12 protein-coding genes are annotated in these 15,001 nt (G+C 67.7%); 2 read left to right on the top strand and 10 right to left on the bottom strand.

Going from position 1 to position 15,001, the window contains the following annotated elements:
* Window positions 1–157: 157 nt before the first annotated feature.
* Both ACIBK6_RS37505 and ACIBK6_RS37500 read right to left on the bottom strand, forming a co-directional pair.
* Window positions 158–1,252: a hypothetical protein gene (locus ACIBK6_RS37505; protein ID WP_399057152.1), complete on the bottom strand. Its 1,095-nt coding sequence runs from the start codon at window positions 1,250–1,252 to the stop codon at window positions 158–160.
* Window positions 1,245–2,129, bottom strand: a complete 885-nt coding sequence (locus ACIBK6_RS37500) for a ParA family protein (RefSeq protein ID WP_399057150.1) — start codon at window positions 2,127–2,129, stop codon at window positions 1,245–1,247. Before ACIBK6_RS37500 ends, ACIBK6_RS37505 begins: the two co-directional genes overlap by 8 nt.
* 1,909 nt (window positions 2,130–4,038) lie before the next feature.
* Here ACIBK6_RS37500 and ACIBK6_RS37495 point away from each other — a divergent pair.
* On the top strand, window positions 4,039–5,304 hold the full coding sequence (locus ACIBK6_RS37495) for a ParA family protein (protein ID WP_399057148.1): 1,266 nt from the start codon (window positions 4,039–4,041) through the stop codon (window positions 5,302–5,304).
* Window positions 5,301–6,356, top strand: a complete 1,056-nt coding sequence (locus ACIBK6_RS37490) for a ParB/RepB/Spo0J family partition protein (protein ID WP_399057146.1) — start codon at window positions 5,301–5,303, stop codon at window positions 6,354–6,356. The genes ACIBK6_RS37495 and ACIBK6_RS37490 overlap by 4 nt, the downstream gene beginning before the upstream one ends.
* Window positions 6,357–6,397: 41 nt before the next feature.
* On the opposite strand, the gene ACIBK6_RS37485 is transcribed toward ACIBK6_RS37490, so the two are convergent.
* From ACIBK6_RS37485 to ACIBK6_RS37450, 8 genes are all read right to left on the bottom strand, one after another.
* Window positions 6,398–7,303, bottom strand: coding sequence for a GNAT family N-acetyltransferase (locus ACIBK6_RS37485; RefSeq protein WP_399057144.1), 906 nt, complete (start codon window positions 7,301–7,303; stop codon window positions 6,398–6,400).
* 229 nt (window positions 7,304–7,532) lie between these two features.
* A complete protein-coding gene (locus ACIBK6_RS37480; RefSeq protein ID WP_399057142.1) occupies window positions 7,533–7,937 on the bottom strand; it encodes a GntR family transcriptional regulator in 405 nt (134 codons plus the stop codon).
* Between the two features lie 79 nt (window positions 7,938–8,016).
* Window positions 8,017–8,997: an ABC transporter permease subunit gene (locus ACIBK6_RS37475; protein WP_399057140.1), complete on the bottom strand. Its 981-nt coding sequence runs from the start codon at window positions 8,995–8,997 to the stop codon at window positions 8,017–8,019.
* A complete protein-coding gene (locus ACIBK6_RS37470; protein ID WP_399057138.1) occupies window positions 8,994–9,941 on the bottom strand; it encodes an ABC transporter ATP-binding protein in 948 nt (315 codons plus the stop codon). Before ACIBK6_RS37470 ends, ACIBK6_RS37475 begins: the two co-directional genes overlap by 4 nt.
* A gap of 135 nt (window positions 9,942–10,076) precedes the next feature.
* On the bottom strand, window positions 10,077–11,957 hold the full coding sequence (locus ACIBK6_RS37465; RefSeq protein ID WP_399057136.1) for an ATP-binding cassette domain-containing protein: 1,881 nt from the start codon (window positions 11,955–11,957) through the stop codon (window positions 10,077–10,079).
* On the bottom strand, window positions 11,957–12,394 hold the full coding sequence (locus ACIBK6_RS37460; RefSeq protein ID WP_399057134.1) for an NUDIX domain-containing protein: 438 nt from the start codon (window positions 12,392–12,394) through the stop codon (window positions 11,957–11,959). Before ACIBK6_RS37460 ends, ACIBK6_RS37465 begins: the two co-directional genes overlap by 1 nt.
* A gap of 262 nt (window positions 12,395–12,656) precedes the next feature.
* Complete coding sequence (locus ACIBK6_RS37455; protein WP_399057132.1) at window positions 12,657–13,790, bottom strand: TniQ family protein; 1,134 nt, start codon at window positions 13,788–13,790, stop codon at window positions 12,657–12,659.
* A 32-nt stretch (window positions 13,791–13,822) separates the two neighbouring features.
* Complete coding sequence (locus ACIBK6_RS37450) at window positions 13,823–14,980, bottom strand: hypothetical protein (RefSeq protein WP_399057130.1); 1,158 nt, start codon at window positions 14,978–14,980, stop codon at window positions 13,823–13,825.
* Window positions 14,981–15,001 lie beyond the last annotated feature (21 nt).

Here is a 15,001-nt window from a genome sequence, read left to right as displayed (position 1 = left end):
TTTAGTGTTATTTTTTTTCTTTTTTGCGCTGTCCCGCGTGGGGCGCGGGCCCGGCCCCCCCCCCCCCCCCCCCCCCCCCCCCCCCCCCCCCCCCCCCCCCCCCCCCCCCCCCCCCCACTGCCGCAGACACGGCAGGTTCCGCTGTTCTGCTGTTCCGCTACGACGCAGCCAGGCGTCGAACCTTGGTCCGCCGCTCCGGCCGCAGCAACTCCCCCTCGGCATCCAACCCTTGCATCAGTAGTTCCAAGGCGGCGGAGACGACGTACAGACCCCGGCGTCCGTAATCCGCTTCCTGGAGCCCCTGGTTGAGGCTGGAGACCAGAGCGTAGGCCTCCGGACCCACCCGGAACGTCGACTGCCGCCCCGCCTCTACCACACCCATGCGCTCGTCGAGGAAGGCCTGCGCCATCGTGATCTGGGCGTCGACTCCGTCCGGGATGTGCCGCAGCGCGGCATCGAGGTAGTGCCCCTGGCTGAGCAGGGCCATCCCGGACGTCCGGCGATCGGTCTTGATACGTTCCTTCAGGTCGGCCAGCACCTCCGGGTCGATCCGGAATCCGAAACTGGTCCAGCCCTCCGAGCGGATCTTCGCGGCGGCGAAGCTCTCGTGCACTGCGGTATGGGCCCAGGGCTTCCCGCCGGCACGCGACCGGCGACGCGGCGAGGACGCCTCCTCATCGACAGGGGCCGGATCCTGCCGCACCGGCGCGGGGGCGTCCTCACGGACCACCGCCTTCTTCGCCGGAACGGCCGCCGTGGCATCCTCACGAACCACTGCATGCGGCTCAACGGCCATCGGTGCGGGAGCAGTTGACGGCGTCCGGACTGCGCGGGCGGACGGCCGTACGTCGTCGGGCACGGCACGGCGGACGGCAGGGGCCTTCGCGGCCCCTCCCCCGGCGGCATCGGCTCCGGCATCGTCTCGTGCGTCGTCCCCGGCGTCGGCGTCTGGATCCGCCGAGGTGTAGGACATCGGCGGCGCCGAGGGCGCGGGCGCGGCGGGCGGGGCCGCACTGGCGGCCTGCGACGGTACGGATCTTCCCGGCTTCGGCGGCGCCTGCACCGCCGGGGCGGCGGCGTCCGAGTCGAGGTTGGCCCCACCGAGGAACGAACGTTCGGCGACCTGGTCGGCCCCCGCCAGCAGCCCCGCCACCAAGGAGCTGCCGACGGCCTTGAAGTGGTTGGGAGCCTTCTTCTTCGGCCTGGCCCCTGCCCGGGGTACGGGCTGCGTGGTGTCGTCGGAGTTACTCAACGGAGTCCTCCAGCGAGATCAGCTCGGGCGTCTCCCACTTCTGCGCCGGCTGCTGCATGCGCTCCAGGATCTGGGTCATCAACTGTCCGTACAGCTTGCCGGGCGCGTGGCTGGCAAAGCGGATCGCGGCCGGGACGCCGTAGGCGAAGGAATCGGAGATCCGGTTGTCGCTGCGGATGTCCGTGAGGAACGGCTTCAGATCCGCATCGAGCATGCCGTTGCGGATGTTGACCTCCTGGGCCTTCCACTTCGACGGCGGGTTCGAACGGTTCAGTACGGCGCCCAGGTACTGCGGATCGCACTCGCCGCCGGTGCGGTCCTTGACATAGGCGACCGTCCCCCGGGTGGCGGCCGCTCCCTTGAGGGCCGGGTACTCCGGGACGCAGACGGTCACGACGTAGTCGGCGGCGGCCAGCGCGGTGGCCGACAGCGAGGAGACCGCAGGCGGAGTGTCGATCACGACGAAGTCGAAGAGGTCGGTCACCTCAAGCAGCATGCGGCGCACGATCGGCGTCGCGTGGTAGCCCTTGCGGTGGATGATGTCCTGAACGGACGTCATCGTCGATTCCTCGCTCGCCAGAAGATGCAGGGTGCCCGCGTCCTCCCACTCGGAGAGGAGCTCACTGCGGTCGTACCAGGCGCTGGGAAGATCCAGCGGCATGCCTTGCAGTCGGCCCTGCAACACCCAGCCGAGCGAGCGGGCGAGCTGCTCCCCGTCGGACAGGTTCACTCCGAGGGCAGTACCGGCCTGAGCCTGTGGGTCCAGGTCCACAACCAGTACGCGCGCGCCGGCGAGGGCCAGGCTCGCCCCGAGATTCACGGTAGTGCTGGTCTTGCCGACCCCTCCCTTCTGGGTTGCGACGGCGATGACCTTCATCGCGACTACCGCCTCTCTGCCTCTCGGCTGTGATATCAGGTCTATTCGTCCCCTGACACCAGGTCAGCAAGCCACTCCTGGAACGGCAGCGGAGGGAGGGAAGGGCCGTCTACGTCCCTTTACTTCCCACCTGTCCCCTATCGGAGTGCGGCCTGCGATCTAGTGACACGGGATCATTGAGGGTGACGATAACAGGATCTCCCGCCCCTCCGTGAGGCGACGCGCTGAACCGCGCGCAAGGCGGGACAACTGACGCACCGTCACCGAGACAGCAGGTCGGTCCGCCTGACTGTCCGACCGACGATACGCGAGCGGCCGAGGTTGCACGAGGGAAAGCTCGTCAGACCGACAGTACGCGGGTCACCTCGTCAGTTCGTAAGCGAGATGGATAGATCGACGGTTCGCGCGTTCGCGCGTTCGCAAGCAAGCGGGTCAGTACGTACGTAAGCGCGTAAGCAAGCTAGACAGCGCGCACGATGGTCCGTCAGTTCGTACGCAAGATGGTTCGCGCGTCAGCTAGCAAGCTCGTACGTCAGCTAGACAGACAGCACGATCGTTCGTCCGACAGAGGGTCAGTAAGTCAGCAAGCTAGTCAGCTAGCAAGCAAGCTCGTTAGCTCGTCAGTCCGTTAGAGGGTTCGTTAGCGGGTTCGTCCGTTAGATGACTAGCAAGGCAGTAAGACAGACAGCTAGTTATAGGGCAACATACAGCGTTGCACTGTTCGTGATACTCAACGAGCTTGAGATGCATACAGGAGACGGAACATGTGAAGCTATAGATACCCCTACACATATCCATGCATGCGTCACTACAAGCATAAGTACATGCATCGCTACATGAGACGCTACAAGAATTGTGACATGTATCGGTACGTCAATGCCGCCAACTATCGCAATGGTTACAGCAACTTGCAGTCAAACACTCATGAGGACCGACCAGGCAACATCTATCGTTATATTCGTAGGTCAAGCATGATGTGAGTGCGGATCTGCGATGGAAGAACAGCGGCGGCGGCGCTCGGTGAGACCGCACCGTCAGTCGACGCGAAGCCCGCGTGACGCCGCAGAACTGAGCGTTTCCCCGAACCAGAAACACCTTGCAATGAGGGAGTTCCGTACGCCGGCTCGGGGCTCACGGGGACGGCAGGAACGTGTCCGCTGTCTGTCTGAAGCCGGGAAATCACGTCGAAAGATTGGTGTCTGGCGGCGTCGTAGGCGCGGTTCCGCGACGCCGGAGAGCCGTGTGGCGACGCCGTTACGGGAGCAACTTGCGCCGAAACTCGCACTGAGACTCGCGCCGAAATCCTCCAACTCTCGCTCACTCAAGCTCGGCCAACGCAGCGCGCAGAGGTCTCCACGGAGGCGTTTCACGCCCAAAGCGAGAGCGGGCGAGCCCAGTTCTGTCCTCGTTCTGTGCGCCCCGTGCAGCCGGAGCGGGAGCCAGGAGCCCCTTCGGTGGAGCCGAAGCTTCGGAAGTGAGCGAGCGATACGCCGAGCAATCGGCATGCGAGGCCGCCGGATTCGGCACCCGAGCTGCGCTCCGTACGAACGAAGACGGCGCTCATCTCCGTCGTCAAGGCGTGACGGCGGGGGACAAGTGGCGACTGGCAAGCACCCTTCTGGTGCCCCATCTGGTGCCCTTCTGGACGGTTCCGGAGACGTATCCGCCCCGCATCGGGGGACCCGTATCGGCCCTTCCTGATGTGGGTGGTGGGGGAGAGCGGCACCTCGCAGGCACCCCGGCGGCCGCTGAGCCGGTGGGCCCAGGCGGGGTTGGGGCGCGGCGGAGCACGGCCGTCCGCCCTCGTGCTCCGGCCCGGCATCCGGTCCCGGCCGGTCAATTCGGGCGATGGAAGGAGCATGTGATGGCAGGTCATACCCAAGGAACCGGAAGTTAGTATGCTGACGCCATGGTTACTTCAAAGCCCGTCGGAGACAGAGAGAAAGTTGTCTCCAAACTGCCCGCCTGGCTCCGCCAGGACTTGAAGATCCGCGCCGCCGAACTCGGCGTGGACATCCAGGACGCCACCGCCGAAGGCATCGAACTGTGGCGGGCGACGGACGAGAAGCTCCCGGCCGTGGACACCTCCGGAGCCGCGACCTTCTCGACCTGGCTGCTGCCCGGCCAGTGGGACGCGCTGAAGGCCACCTGCCACGACCGGGCCCGCATTCCTTTCGTCCAGGGGCTCGCGCAGTCGATCGCGCTGTGGCTGCGTGAACACCCTTCCCCCAAGCACCGACCCGTCACCGGCATCCCCCGGCGCAAGATCGTGTGCAACCAGAAGGGCGGTGTCGGCAAGACCGCTGTCGCCGCCGGGATCGCCGAGGCCTACGCCGAAGACCCCTCGGCCGTCGTCGGCGTCGAGAGCGGAATCATCAAAGCCGCCGCTGCCGCAGGAGTTCCCCGCGAGAACCTGGGCGCGCTCGCGGAGGCCCGACAAGCCACCGGCATGGGCCTTCGCGTGCTGCTTGTCGACTACGACCCCCAAGGGCACCTGACCAAGCAGCTCGGCCTTCAGCACCTCCCCGCCGATGGGGACAGCCTGGCCAAGCACATGTCCGGGCAGGCCACCAACGGAACGATCAAGGACCTGGTCGTCACCGTCAAGGAGCCCCGCTTCGGCGGCCGCCTGGACGTCCTGCCCGCCTGCCCGGACTCCTTCCTCCTGGACATCATGATCGTCTCGGCCCGCAACCGGCAGGCGACCCTCGAACGCGCCCTTGAGCCGCTGGAATCGGACTACGACGTCATCGTCGTCGACTGCCCGCCCAGCCTCGGCGTGGGGATGGACGCCGCGATCTACTACGGCCGCCGACGGGACGGCGAGGCCCCCGGCGTCTCCGGCACGGTCATCGTCGTCCTCGCCGAGGACTCCTCCGCCGACGCCTACGCCATGCTCATCGACCAGATCGAATCCGGAAAACACGACTGGCGCATCGAGGTCGACTACCTCGGCCTCGTCGTCAACGCCTACGACCCGCGCGACGGATACATCATCACCTCGTCCATGAGGTCATGGCTCGAACTGGGGGAGGGGCACCCTCCCGTCATCGCCGTGATCGACCGCCTCAAGGAACAGCGCGAAGCGGTACGCGGCAAAGTACCCCTCCTGTCCTACGCACCCGACTGCCCCCAAGCGAACGTCATGCGGGCCATCGCCAAGGAAAGCCTGTGAACAGTCGTCAGAGCGCCGCCGCCCGAGTCGGACCCTCCACGTCATTCAGCAACGCGGCCCGGGCGACCAGTCTGCGGGGCCAGCTCATCGCCAATGTCACCGGCACGAATCCGCCGCAGCACGCTCCCGTGCTGCCGGTCGAGCTGATCAGCGAGAACCCGGACAACCCCCGCGAGACGCTCGGAGACCTCAGCGGTCTCGCCTCCAGCCTGGCCGAGGTCGGACAGGTGCAGGCCATCACGGTGGCGTCGGTCGCGGCCTACCTGGAAGGCCGGCCCGGGCGGCAGGGCGAGCTCAAGGCCGGTGCCGAGTACGTCGTCGTAGATGGTCACCGTCGGCTGGCCGCCGCGCAGGAGGCCAACTTCACGGACATCAAGGTCACCTTCGACGACAGCTTCGCGGCGACCGACGAAGCCCTCCTGGAAGCCGCGTTCGTCGCCAACGCCCAGAAGGAGAGCCTCTCGGACCTGGAGTACGCCACCGCGCTGAAGAAGCTGGTCGACTTCTACGGCTCGCAGGGCAAGGCGGCCAAACGCCTCGGCCTGAGCCAGCCGAACATCTCCCAGAAGCTGTCCCTTCTCGCGCTCACCCCGGCACTGCAAGCCGACCTCGAAAGCGGCAAACGCAAGATCGAGCACGTACGCGGTCTCGCCCGTCTCGCTCCCGAGGAGCAGCAGGAGGCGGCAGACCGCCGGGCGCGCGAAGCCGATGAACGCAAGCAGCAGAAGAAGGTCCGCCGCCGTCAGGACCCCGTACCCCATAACGCCGTTATGACTCGGGGCCGGGGATCGGCGGGCGTAGTAGACGTACCGTCAGACGCCGGAGCCGATTCGGGCGCCGATTCGGGCGCGGAAACCGCCCCCACCCATAACGGCGTTATGACCCCGGCCGCCGAATCGAAGCCCGCGGTGGCGGATGCCACGGGGGACCCGAAGGCATGGGAGAGCGTCGAGCAACTGGCCCGGTGCATCATCGATCGGCTGGGACAGGAGGACGTCCTCGCGCTGACGCTGCTGCTGCAACACCACAACCGCACCGTGCTGCGTTCCTGAGTCTCAAGCTGAGCGTGAGGGTTCCGCCCGCCGGGAAACCCTCATTCTGTAGTCGACGTGGTGATGTGTTTCTCGAACCAGTGGTGGGCGTAGGGCTCGTCGTTGAAGGCGGGGACCTCCTGGAACCCGAACGAGTGGTACAGCCCGATCGCGGCGCCGAGCGCCTTGTTGGTGTCCAGGCGCAGTACGTCGCGGCCGTGCTGGGCGGCTCGTGCCTCCAGCTCGGTGAGGAACCGGCGGCCGAGGCCGAGGCCCCGGGCTTGGGGCGCGACCCACATGCGTTTGATCTCGGCCGGGGCGCCGGGCGGCAGCTTCAGACCGGCGCAGCCGATCGGCTCCCCGTGCATCCGGGCCACCAGGAACAGACCGCGCGGCGGCCGAAGTTCGCTCGCGTCGGGCAGCAGGCTCCGCGCGGGGTCGAAGCCGGTGTCGAAGCGTTCCTGGAGTTCGGTGAAGTACGCCAGCAGGCAGTGCTGGGCGTCGGGGCAGTCCGGGGCGACGGCGTCCAGGGTGACCGTGGCGGCGGTCAGCAGGTGGTCGACCTCGGCCATGGCGGCGACCAGCCGGCCGCGCTGGGCCGTGTTGAGCGGCTCCAGCAGGGCTCCGGCCAGCTCGTCGCTGCGGCCGTCGAGCACCGCGCGCTCCGCGCGGCCCGCTTCGGTGAGCCGGACGGTGCGCACCCGGCGGTCCTCGGGCTGCGGCTCCACCGTCACCAAGCCGTCGCTCTCCAAGGAGCGCAGCAGACGACTGAGGTACCCGGAGTCGAGCCCGAGCCGCTCGCGCAACCGCCGTACGTCCTGGCCCTGCTCGCCGATCTCCCAGACGAGGCGGGCCTCGCCGATGGGCCGGTCGCGGCCCAGGTAGCGGTCGTGCAGCACACCCACGCGTTCCGTGACGGTGCGGTTGAACCGCCGCACCTGCTCGATCTGCTCCGCGTCGTCGTCCATTCTCTGACTTTAGTCAGAGAATGGACGACGGGCCAGTGGTCTCGCGACCAACTGCCGACTGCTCGAACAAATCTCCTATATGGAGAATTTCGGAGAGACGACCAGAAAAGCGACCCGCAGAATGGCACCGTGGAGCGCCGAACGAGACTCTCCCGGTATGCCCGGACCTTCGGCGGGCTGAGAGGCGATCAGAGGGCCGTATGGCGCTTCGGCCTCGCGAGGCCCAGAACTAAAGCCGTTCAGGAGCCCCGCCGACCGCGAAGGTCTCGGCCAGGGTCGTGTCGAACAGGGTGCTGATGTCCTGTTCCGTCAGGCCTTCCGCTCTCGCCTCGCGCATCCAGTCGCTGAGCCGGGACCGCAGCGGCGACTCGGCTGCGGTCTGCGGGGTGGCCAGGGAGCGGGTGATGAAGGTGCCCGCGCCCTGGCGGACCTCGACCAGACCGGACCGCTCCAGCTCCCGGTACGCCTTCAGCGTGGTGTTGGGGTTGACCTTGGTGTCGGCGGCGACCTGCGCCGCCGTGGGCAGCCGGTCGCCCTCGGCCAACGCCCCCATGCGCAGGGCCTGTTCGACCTGATGGACGATCTGGCGGTACGCGGGCACGCCGCTGCGTCGCTCTATGCGGAACACGACCACCGCACCCGCCTCCTTCCATTTCTGCCCTGGTTGTTGCTGGGGGCGCCCCAGCGTATGCCGTTGTCCATCGTCGTACGGCCTACAGAGGGTGGCGCCGGGTCCGCCACCAGACCAGCGCGACCAGGGCCGCGCTCCCGGCGAGCAGCAGGCCGGCCGTGGTCCACTGCAGGGTGCTCATCTGGTCGTAACCGAAGTAGTCCCAGACCGAGTTGACGATGCCGAGCCTGGCGCGGCAGGCCTCGGGGGCGTCGTCGCTCACGCAGGTGCTCCACCCGTAGAGCTTGTCCGAGGCGGTGCCGACCCACTGGTCGACCTGGACCGCGTTGGTGAGGCCCGCCGGGTGTTCGCTGTCGAGCGGGAAGGCGATCCGGCGCGGGGTGCCGAGATGGGGCGTGAGGTAGTCGACCACGCCGAGGAAGGCGACCGAGCCGAAGAAGGTGAGGGCCATGGCGGTGACCGCTCGCCGGATCAGCGTGCCGATGACGATGCCGAGGGACGTGGTGAACAGCGTCAGCGTGGTCAGCACGGGGCCGGTGGTGTCGAAGATCGACCCGTCGAGCCAGTTGCTGGATACGACGGGGACGGCGGCCCGCCACCACCAGGTGAACAGCGCGCCGAGGATCCCGGTCGTCACCACGACGAGGACCAGGGCGAAGACCAGCTTCCACAGGAGCCAGCGCAGTCGGGGAACGGACTGGGTGGTGACCAGTTGGGCGGTGCCGTGTTCCTGGTCGGAGGAGATGAGGGGGGCGCCGAGGAACACACCGAACAGCAGCGGCAGGCAGGACAGGTAGCCGGCGGCGTCGTTGAAGGTTCTGCTGATGTGCTGGAGCATGGCGTCGTTGAGGACGTCGGTGGGTTTGCCGGGCCAGCCCGCGCTGTGCAGGGTGTCCAGCATGGCCCAGCGCTGGTAGACGATCCAGGCCGCGCCGAGCACGGTCGCCGCCGCGCAGGCGAGCAGCGCCGACCGGTGCTGACGCACCATCAGCCAGGCGAGTCCGCGCAACCGCCGGGGCTTGGCGGTCTCCTGCTGGACGGGGGTGCTGGTGAGGGTGCTCATGCCACGTACTCCTCTCGGTGGTCGGGGCCCGCGGTGGGGGAGAGCAGCGCGGGGGCCTCGGGGTGGCGGAGGTAGCCGAGCAGTACTTCCTCCATGCTGGGTTCGGCGCGCTGCCAGTCGGGGTCGAGCGGCCCGTCGTGCCGGACCAGGGCGGTGAACTGCCGCCCGGCGGTACGGACATCGATCACGGTGTGCGCGGACAGCGAGGCCGGCAGCCCCTCGTCCGTGGTCACCCCGGTGACCAGGGTGTGCATCGGCACCAGCTCGTCCGTCTCACCGGCCATACGGACGTGACCGTTGGCCAGCACGAGGAGGTAGTCGCACATGTGCTCAAGCTCGCCGAGCATGTGTGAGGACATCAGCACCGTGGTGCCCCGCTCGGCCACCTCGGACATGAGCAGCGAGCCCATCTCGTCGCGGGCGAGCGGATCGAGGTCGGCCATCGGCTCGTCCAGGAGCAGCAGTTCGGGCCGCTTCCCGAAGGCGAGCGCGAAGGCGACGCGGGTGCGCTGGCCGCCCGAGAGGCTCCCCACCCGGGCGTCCAGCGGCACCTGTCCGGCCCGGACGATCCGCTCGGCCGCGGCCTGGTCCCACCCGGGGTTGAGTTCCTGGCCGAGCCGCAGGGTCTCGGCCACCGTGAACCGCTTGAACAGCGGCTTGTCCTGGCCGAGATGCGCGTACCGCGGCATGGCGGCGGGCTCGCCGACCGGCACCCCGAAGATCCTCAGCTCGCCACGGGTCGGCTCGACGAGCCGGGTGGCGAGCCCCAGCAGGGTGCTCTTTCCGGCCCCGTTGGGCCCCACCAGGCCGCAGACGCGACCGGCCGGAATCCGGAAGGAACAGTCCTGCAGCGCCCACCCCCGCCGGTACTTCTTGCCAAGACCTCGCGCCTCCAGGGCCCACCGCCCACCGGCCGCCGCCCCGGAAGTGGCCATGTGCGGCATGCGCCCTCCCCTTTCCAAATTCCACTAGTCAACTAGTGGAATCATGGTCTCCATGGCGATGGCATGTCAAACGCCGTAGATATGGGGAGCGAGCGGCGGGCGCGGCGCGGCAGGACGGCACCCGCCGGGCCCGCGTCAGCGGTCCTTCGAGATGGCGAGCAGCTCCGCGAACAGCCCGCCGCCGTGGGCGAGTTCGTCGTACGGGCCCTGCTCGATGATCCGGCCGCGCTCCATGACGACGATCCGGTCGGCGACCTTCGTGTTCTCCAGGTTGTGGGTGACCATGACCGTGATCCGGTCGGCCGCGACGGCCCTGATCGCATCGAACATGTCGCGTTCGCCCCGTACATCCATCTGGGACGTCGGCTCGTCCATCACCAGCAGGGCCGGGCTCCGGTACAGGGCCCGCGAGCAGGCCACGCGCTGGAACTGGCCGCCGGACAGCTCCACGCCGCCGAAGAGTTCACGGGCAAGGAGGGTGTCCAGGCCGTGGCGCAGGTCCTCGACCGGGGTGCGCATGCCGACCGCGTCGAGGGCCTCCCACACGAGCGCGTCGTCCGGGGTGCGGGGCTGGCCGAGCGTCACGTTCTCGCGTACCCGCAGGGGCCATTGGGCGAAGTTCTGGGGCACCAGGCCGGTACGCGCCCAGACGCCGTGCGGGTCGGCCTCGGCGAGGTCGGCTCCGTCCCAGGTGACCGTGCCCTTGTCGGGCAGCAGGATGCCGGTGACCAGGCGCATCAGGGTCGACTTGCCGCAGCCGTTCTCGCCGACGACGGCCACGATCTCGCCGCGTCGCAAAGTGAGCGATACATGGTCGACCGCCGGGGTGTCCTGGCCCGGGTACCGGTGGACGACCTCGTCGAGCCGGATCTCGCGCACCTGCTCCGGCACCCTCAACTCACCGCGCCTGGGCGCGAGTTGATCCGCCAGGTCGAGGAAGGAGCGCATGTCGGCGAGGTAGAGGCTGGTGTGGAACATCGCCGCGCCGTAGATCACGAGCTGGGAGAGCGCGGCGAGGGACGTCTGTACGGCGATGACCGCCGTCGCCGCGATGGCGAGCTCCACGCGTCCGGTGACGGCGAGCCAGGCGAGCGCGGCCCAGGTGCCGGCGAGGAAGACGCCGCCGATCGCCGAGCCCGCCAGGACGATGCGCAGCATCCGGGGCGCGTCGCGCAGGGTGCGCCGGTCGATCCGCTCGGACAGGGCCCGGTACCAGTACAGGAGGTAGCCGGTCATCCCGTTCGCCCGGACCTCGTCGGTGTACTTCGCGGTGGTGGACCACCAGCGCATCATGTGGCGCACGGTGCGGTCACCGATGTTGGCGTAGTGCGTCTCGTAGGTGACGCGCGCGGACAGTACCGCGCCGACACCGGCGGGAACCACGGCCAGGACGATCAACGGCAGCATCAGCGGATGCAGGACGGACAGCACGCCGCTCGCGGTGACCATCCGGACCAGGGCGGACAGGAAGCGCGTCGCGTCCTGCACCATCGTGTGCGTACGGACCACGCCCATCTCCGCCGCCTCCTGCCGGTCGGCGAACCCATCGCGCGAGTGCGCGGCTGCCTCGACCTTGCAGATGGCCGCCACCAGAGCGGTGTCCGCCTCGGTGGTCAGCGGCGGGGTGATCAATCCGTCCGCGTAGGACGACAGTGCAGTGGCGATCCGGGCGACAGCGGTCGCGGCGGCGATGACCAGCAGGAAGGGGAGGGCCGCGTGGAGCCGCTCCGAGGCGGCCCCGCCCCGCAGGACGGGCTGCATGGCCTGCGCGGTGAAAGCCAACAGGACGGCGGCGGCTGCACCGGTGAGGAGCTGGCAGAACAGGATCAGGAGCACGGCCCCGCGGTCGATGTCCCACGCCATGCGGGCGGTGTGCTGGAGCACCGAGGGCAGCCGGGAGCACAGCTCGGCGAAGGACGTCTCGCTGAGGGGATTCTTGGCGTGGCTCCCCTCGTACGAGATCTCGGCGGGCGGGGGCGGCGGCAACGGGGCCGCGGGCTCGGGTTTCGTGGCCATCACGCGCCCCAACCCATCGCGGTGTACGGGCGGTTGGCCGCGATGGCGGTGAGTGCGACGGCGGTGTAGTCGACCAGCGGGGCGGGCAGTGCCGCGTACGGATGCCAGCCCAACGCGGTGCAGCGGTCGGGCTCGCAGATCCTCGGGGTGCCCCGGTAGGCGAGAACACGGAAGAACAGCTGCATGCGCGGGGTGCCGACGCCGCGGTAGTGCAGAACGTGGACGAGGCGGAGATCCTGCGGATCGATGTCCACGCCGAGCTCCTCGCCGGACTCCCGCACGGCGCACTCCATGGCCGACTCCGCTTCCAGATGCCCGGCCGGAAGGTGCCATTCGTTGGGGGCGAACCCGGCTGAGGGCGACCGCTGTTGGAGGAGTACCTGGCCGACCTGTTCGAACAAGAGGTGAACACCGATGATGTTGGGCTGGGTTCGCATGGGAGCGCCTCCGGTGGCATCCGTACGGACAGGTGCTCGGGCAACCGGCCGGGCCGGTCATGCGTAACGGTGACGCGGGGGCGAGTCTTCGCTCGAACGTTCCAGTACGGGCGAGGGGTCCGTGCTGCCGGGCCGCAGCGCCGTGATCTTGCGTTCGATCCACTCCTGGGGATGCGGTCACTCGGACCGGTGATTGCTTGAGAAGTGGCGGGGTAGTTGTCGTATTTGCGGGACAACTGTCGTGCTTGCATGGGTGTGTGGGTTAGGTGACATAGAAGATGCTCATGAGGGCGGGTGAGATCCCGGGCTGACGGCCGATCTTCTGCGGGAGTTCCGGGTGTAGGTCCCTGGCGCGCCGCTGCATGTGCCAGACCTCGTTGGATAGTTGAGTGCGTTCTGACACCGCGAGGATTTTCACGGCCGTCCCGAGAAGGGCGGCTCTGACGCGTGGCGCTTGGGGCGGCGCGAGGTATAGGGCTTGGTTGGCTCTTCGATAGCGGGTTGTCTGCACACGAGTGCGCTGGTCGTCGTGCTGTAGCAGCCCCAGGGCTCCGGTAAGTGCCATAGCCAGTGCGGGAGTGGCAGTGTAGCGCCGGGCATGCGGCCATGAGGCGAGGACGAGTGTTGCCATCATGCGGACGTCGTTGAAGTACTGGGCGGTTGACACGGTCGTGCCGCAGCTTTCCGTGAAGTCCGGCCCGTTCACCGACAGCAGGTTGTCGAAAGTCGACTGCAAGTTGAGGACGGCATCACGAGTCTGCAGATTGCTGGATATGGAGCTTGCCGACCTGCCTGTGACATAGGCGCCGCAGAATGGCATGCCGCGCTCTTCTGGGTTCCAACGCGGGAACGCGCGGCACTGCAGCGGGTGTAAATCCGGTGTATTGGCATTCTCTAGGAACCGCCCCAACCGGGCTGCGTGTATGGGGGTATGGCAGTGAGGGCAGGAATCCTTGAGTAACTGCCGATGTCGGACACAGGCGAAGACGACTGGAAGATGCCAGCGCCTTTTCCAGGATCCGCCGAGTATCATCCCGAGGTCAGTCTTGTCCTCCAGGAGGCAGGACCTGCAGAACTGGGAATGCCTTGTGTATGTCCAGGGGCGAAGGTACGAGTTCCGGGAATGCGGCCGCCTGAGGTAGTCCTCGGCGAGAGGACCGTAGCGTTCCCCGAGAGGTGCCAGGAGCAACCCCTGCATTTCGGTCTCGGACAGGCGTGCGGCGTGGGCAGCGTCCGCGAGTTGGCCGGGCGGAAGGCTGATCAGGTGTTTCGTGAGGATGCTCATCCTTCCCATGTAGCGCGGAGTGAGTCCCATCCGCCTGGCGATGGCAATGGGGGTACTGCCGGTGTGGCTGGCCAGCCGGAGGATGAAGCCGATAAGAGACTCGTCGTCCAACGGGTCGAGGCTTCGCGGGAGTGGTCGAAGGGTCATGCTTGTGCCGCCGGAGGGATGCCGGGGTCGTCGTAGACGGTGTTGCGGGCTCTCTTCTGCCGATTCTTCAGCGCGGGCGTTGGTGCGGGATCGACGTCGGGAATCTCTCCCGACGCGGCGTCTCGGATGTTGTGCTGCCCGGGCACATTGCCGAGGTTGATAGTGATTTCGTCGAGCAGATCCGTGGTGAGGTCTTCGGCGCCGCTTTCCATCGCCTTGACCAAGCCGTCTTCGACGAGCCGTTTGAGGAGTCCGACGATCCCGTGGGTGCGGCGGAAGAGGTATTCGGGCATCTCGCCCGTGGACAGGGTGCCGCGGCCCGCGCCGAAGAGGCGGATTTGGTTCTCCATACCGACGAGGTGCGCAACGAACGCCTCCATGCCGGCTGCGGTGGAGTAGTTGAACGGGTCGAGGTTCACCAGGTCGAAGCGGCGCTCGGTCTGGGTGGAGGCGTCGGGGTTATAGCTCTTGCCTTTCGTCAGCGGCGCGTAGACCCACTGTTTGGTCCGGGGGTCGTGCCAACCTTCCCGCAGCAGTCCTGAGCGGGGGATGTTCACGCCTATGAGGACGAGCGTGACGTCGAGATCCATCAGGCCGCGGATCAGATCGAGGGTGTCCTGGTCGTCCTCTCGGTGCATCTTGAGCCGGGTGATGTCGTCGATCAGCAGGGCGGTGGTGGCGTGCGCTTTGATCGATGCCCGGACGTTGCGGATCGAGCCCCGCAGGTTCTTGCCGTAGGGAGCACCATAGAAGTCGAGGATCGCTTCGCACAGGCCCAGCGGAGTGGCCTTCACCGGCGTCTGGCAGTAGGCGACGGGCGCGAACAGGTCCCGGGTGCCCGGGGCCGGAGCTGGGTGGTGCTGGCGGAAGAGCTCGCGCCAGTCGTCCTCGAACTCTGCAGCGGTCAGGCAGGCGGTCTCCGTCTTCCCCTGATAGCCGCCTCCGTTGATCATGAGACCGTCGAGTGTGCCGGGGTTGAATCTCATGGCGTTGTTCTGGATGCGCGAGCGCATCAGGTCGGTGACCGCCGCGCTCATCGGTGTTTCCTGCAGCCGCATGTTGACATGGGTGGCGGCGCGGTGCAGGTCGTGGAGGGACTTCTTGCGCGGGCTCATCAGCCGGTACTCGGCCAGGGTGATCTTCTTGACCGGCACGAACAGGCCCCGGGTTGTGCG

Source organism: Streptomyces sp. NPDC050485, from assembly GCF_044458185.1.
Taxonomy (GTDB): domain Bacteria; phylum Actinomycetota; class Actinomycetes; order Streptomycetales; family Streptomycetaceae; genus Streptomyces.
The sequence above is the reverse complement of the archived record's forward strand: the minus strand, read 5'-3'. Positions and strand labels throughout refer to the sequence as shown.

Bases quoted from the DNA above. Each gene is read 5' to 3' on its own strand.
- ACIBK6_RS37465 (WP_399057136.1), bottom strand. From the start codon at position 11,957: ATGGCCACGAAACCCGAGCCCGCGGCCCCGTTGCCGCCGCCCCCGCCC.
- ACIBK6_RS37460 (WP_399057134.1), bottom strand. From the start codon at position 12,394: ATGCGAACCCAGCCCAACATCATCGGTGTTCACCTCTTGTTCGAACAG.
- ACIBK6_RS37485 (WP_399057144.1), bottom strand. From the start codon at position 7,303: ATGGACGACGACGCGGAGCAGATCGAGCAGGTGCGGCGGTTCAACCGC.
- ACIBK6_RS37470 (WP_399057138.1), bottom strand. From the start codon at position 9,941: ATGCCGCACATGGCCACTTCCGGGGCGGCGGCCGGTGGGCGGTGGGCC.
- ACIBK6_RS37475 (WP_399057140.1), bottom strand. From the start codon at position 8,997: ATGAGCACCCTCACCAGCACCCCCGTCCAGCAGGAGACCGCCAAGCCC.
- ACIBK6_RS37495 (WP_399057148.1), top strand. From the start codon at position 4,039: ATGGTTACTTCAAAGCCCGTCGGAGACAGAGAGAAAGTTGTCTCCAAA.
- ACIBK6_RS37500 (WP_399057150.1), bottom strand. From the start codon at position 2,129: ATGAAGGTCATCGCCGTCGCAACCCAGAAGGGAGGGGTCGGCAAGACC.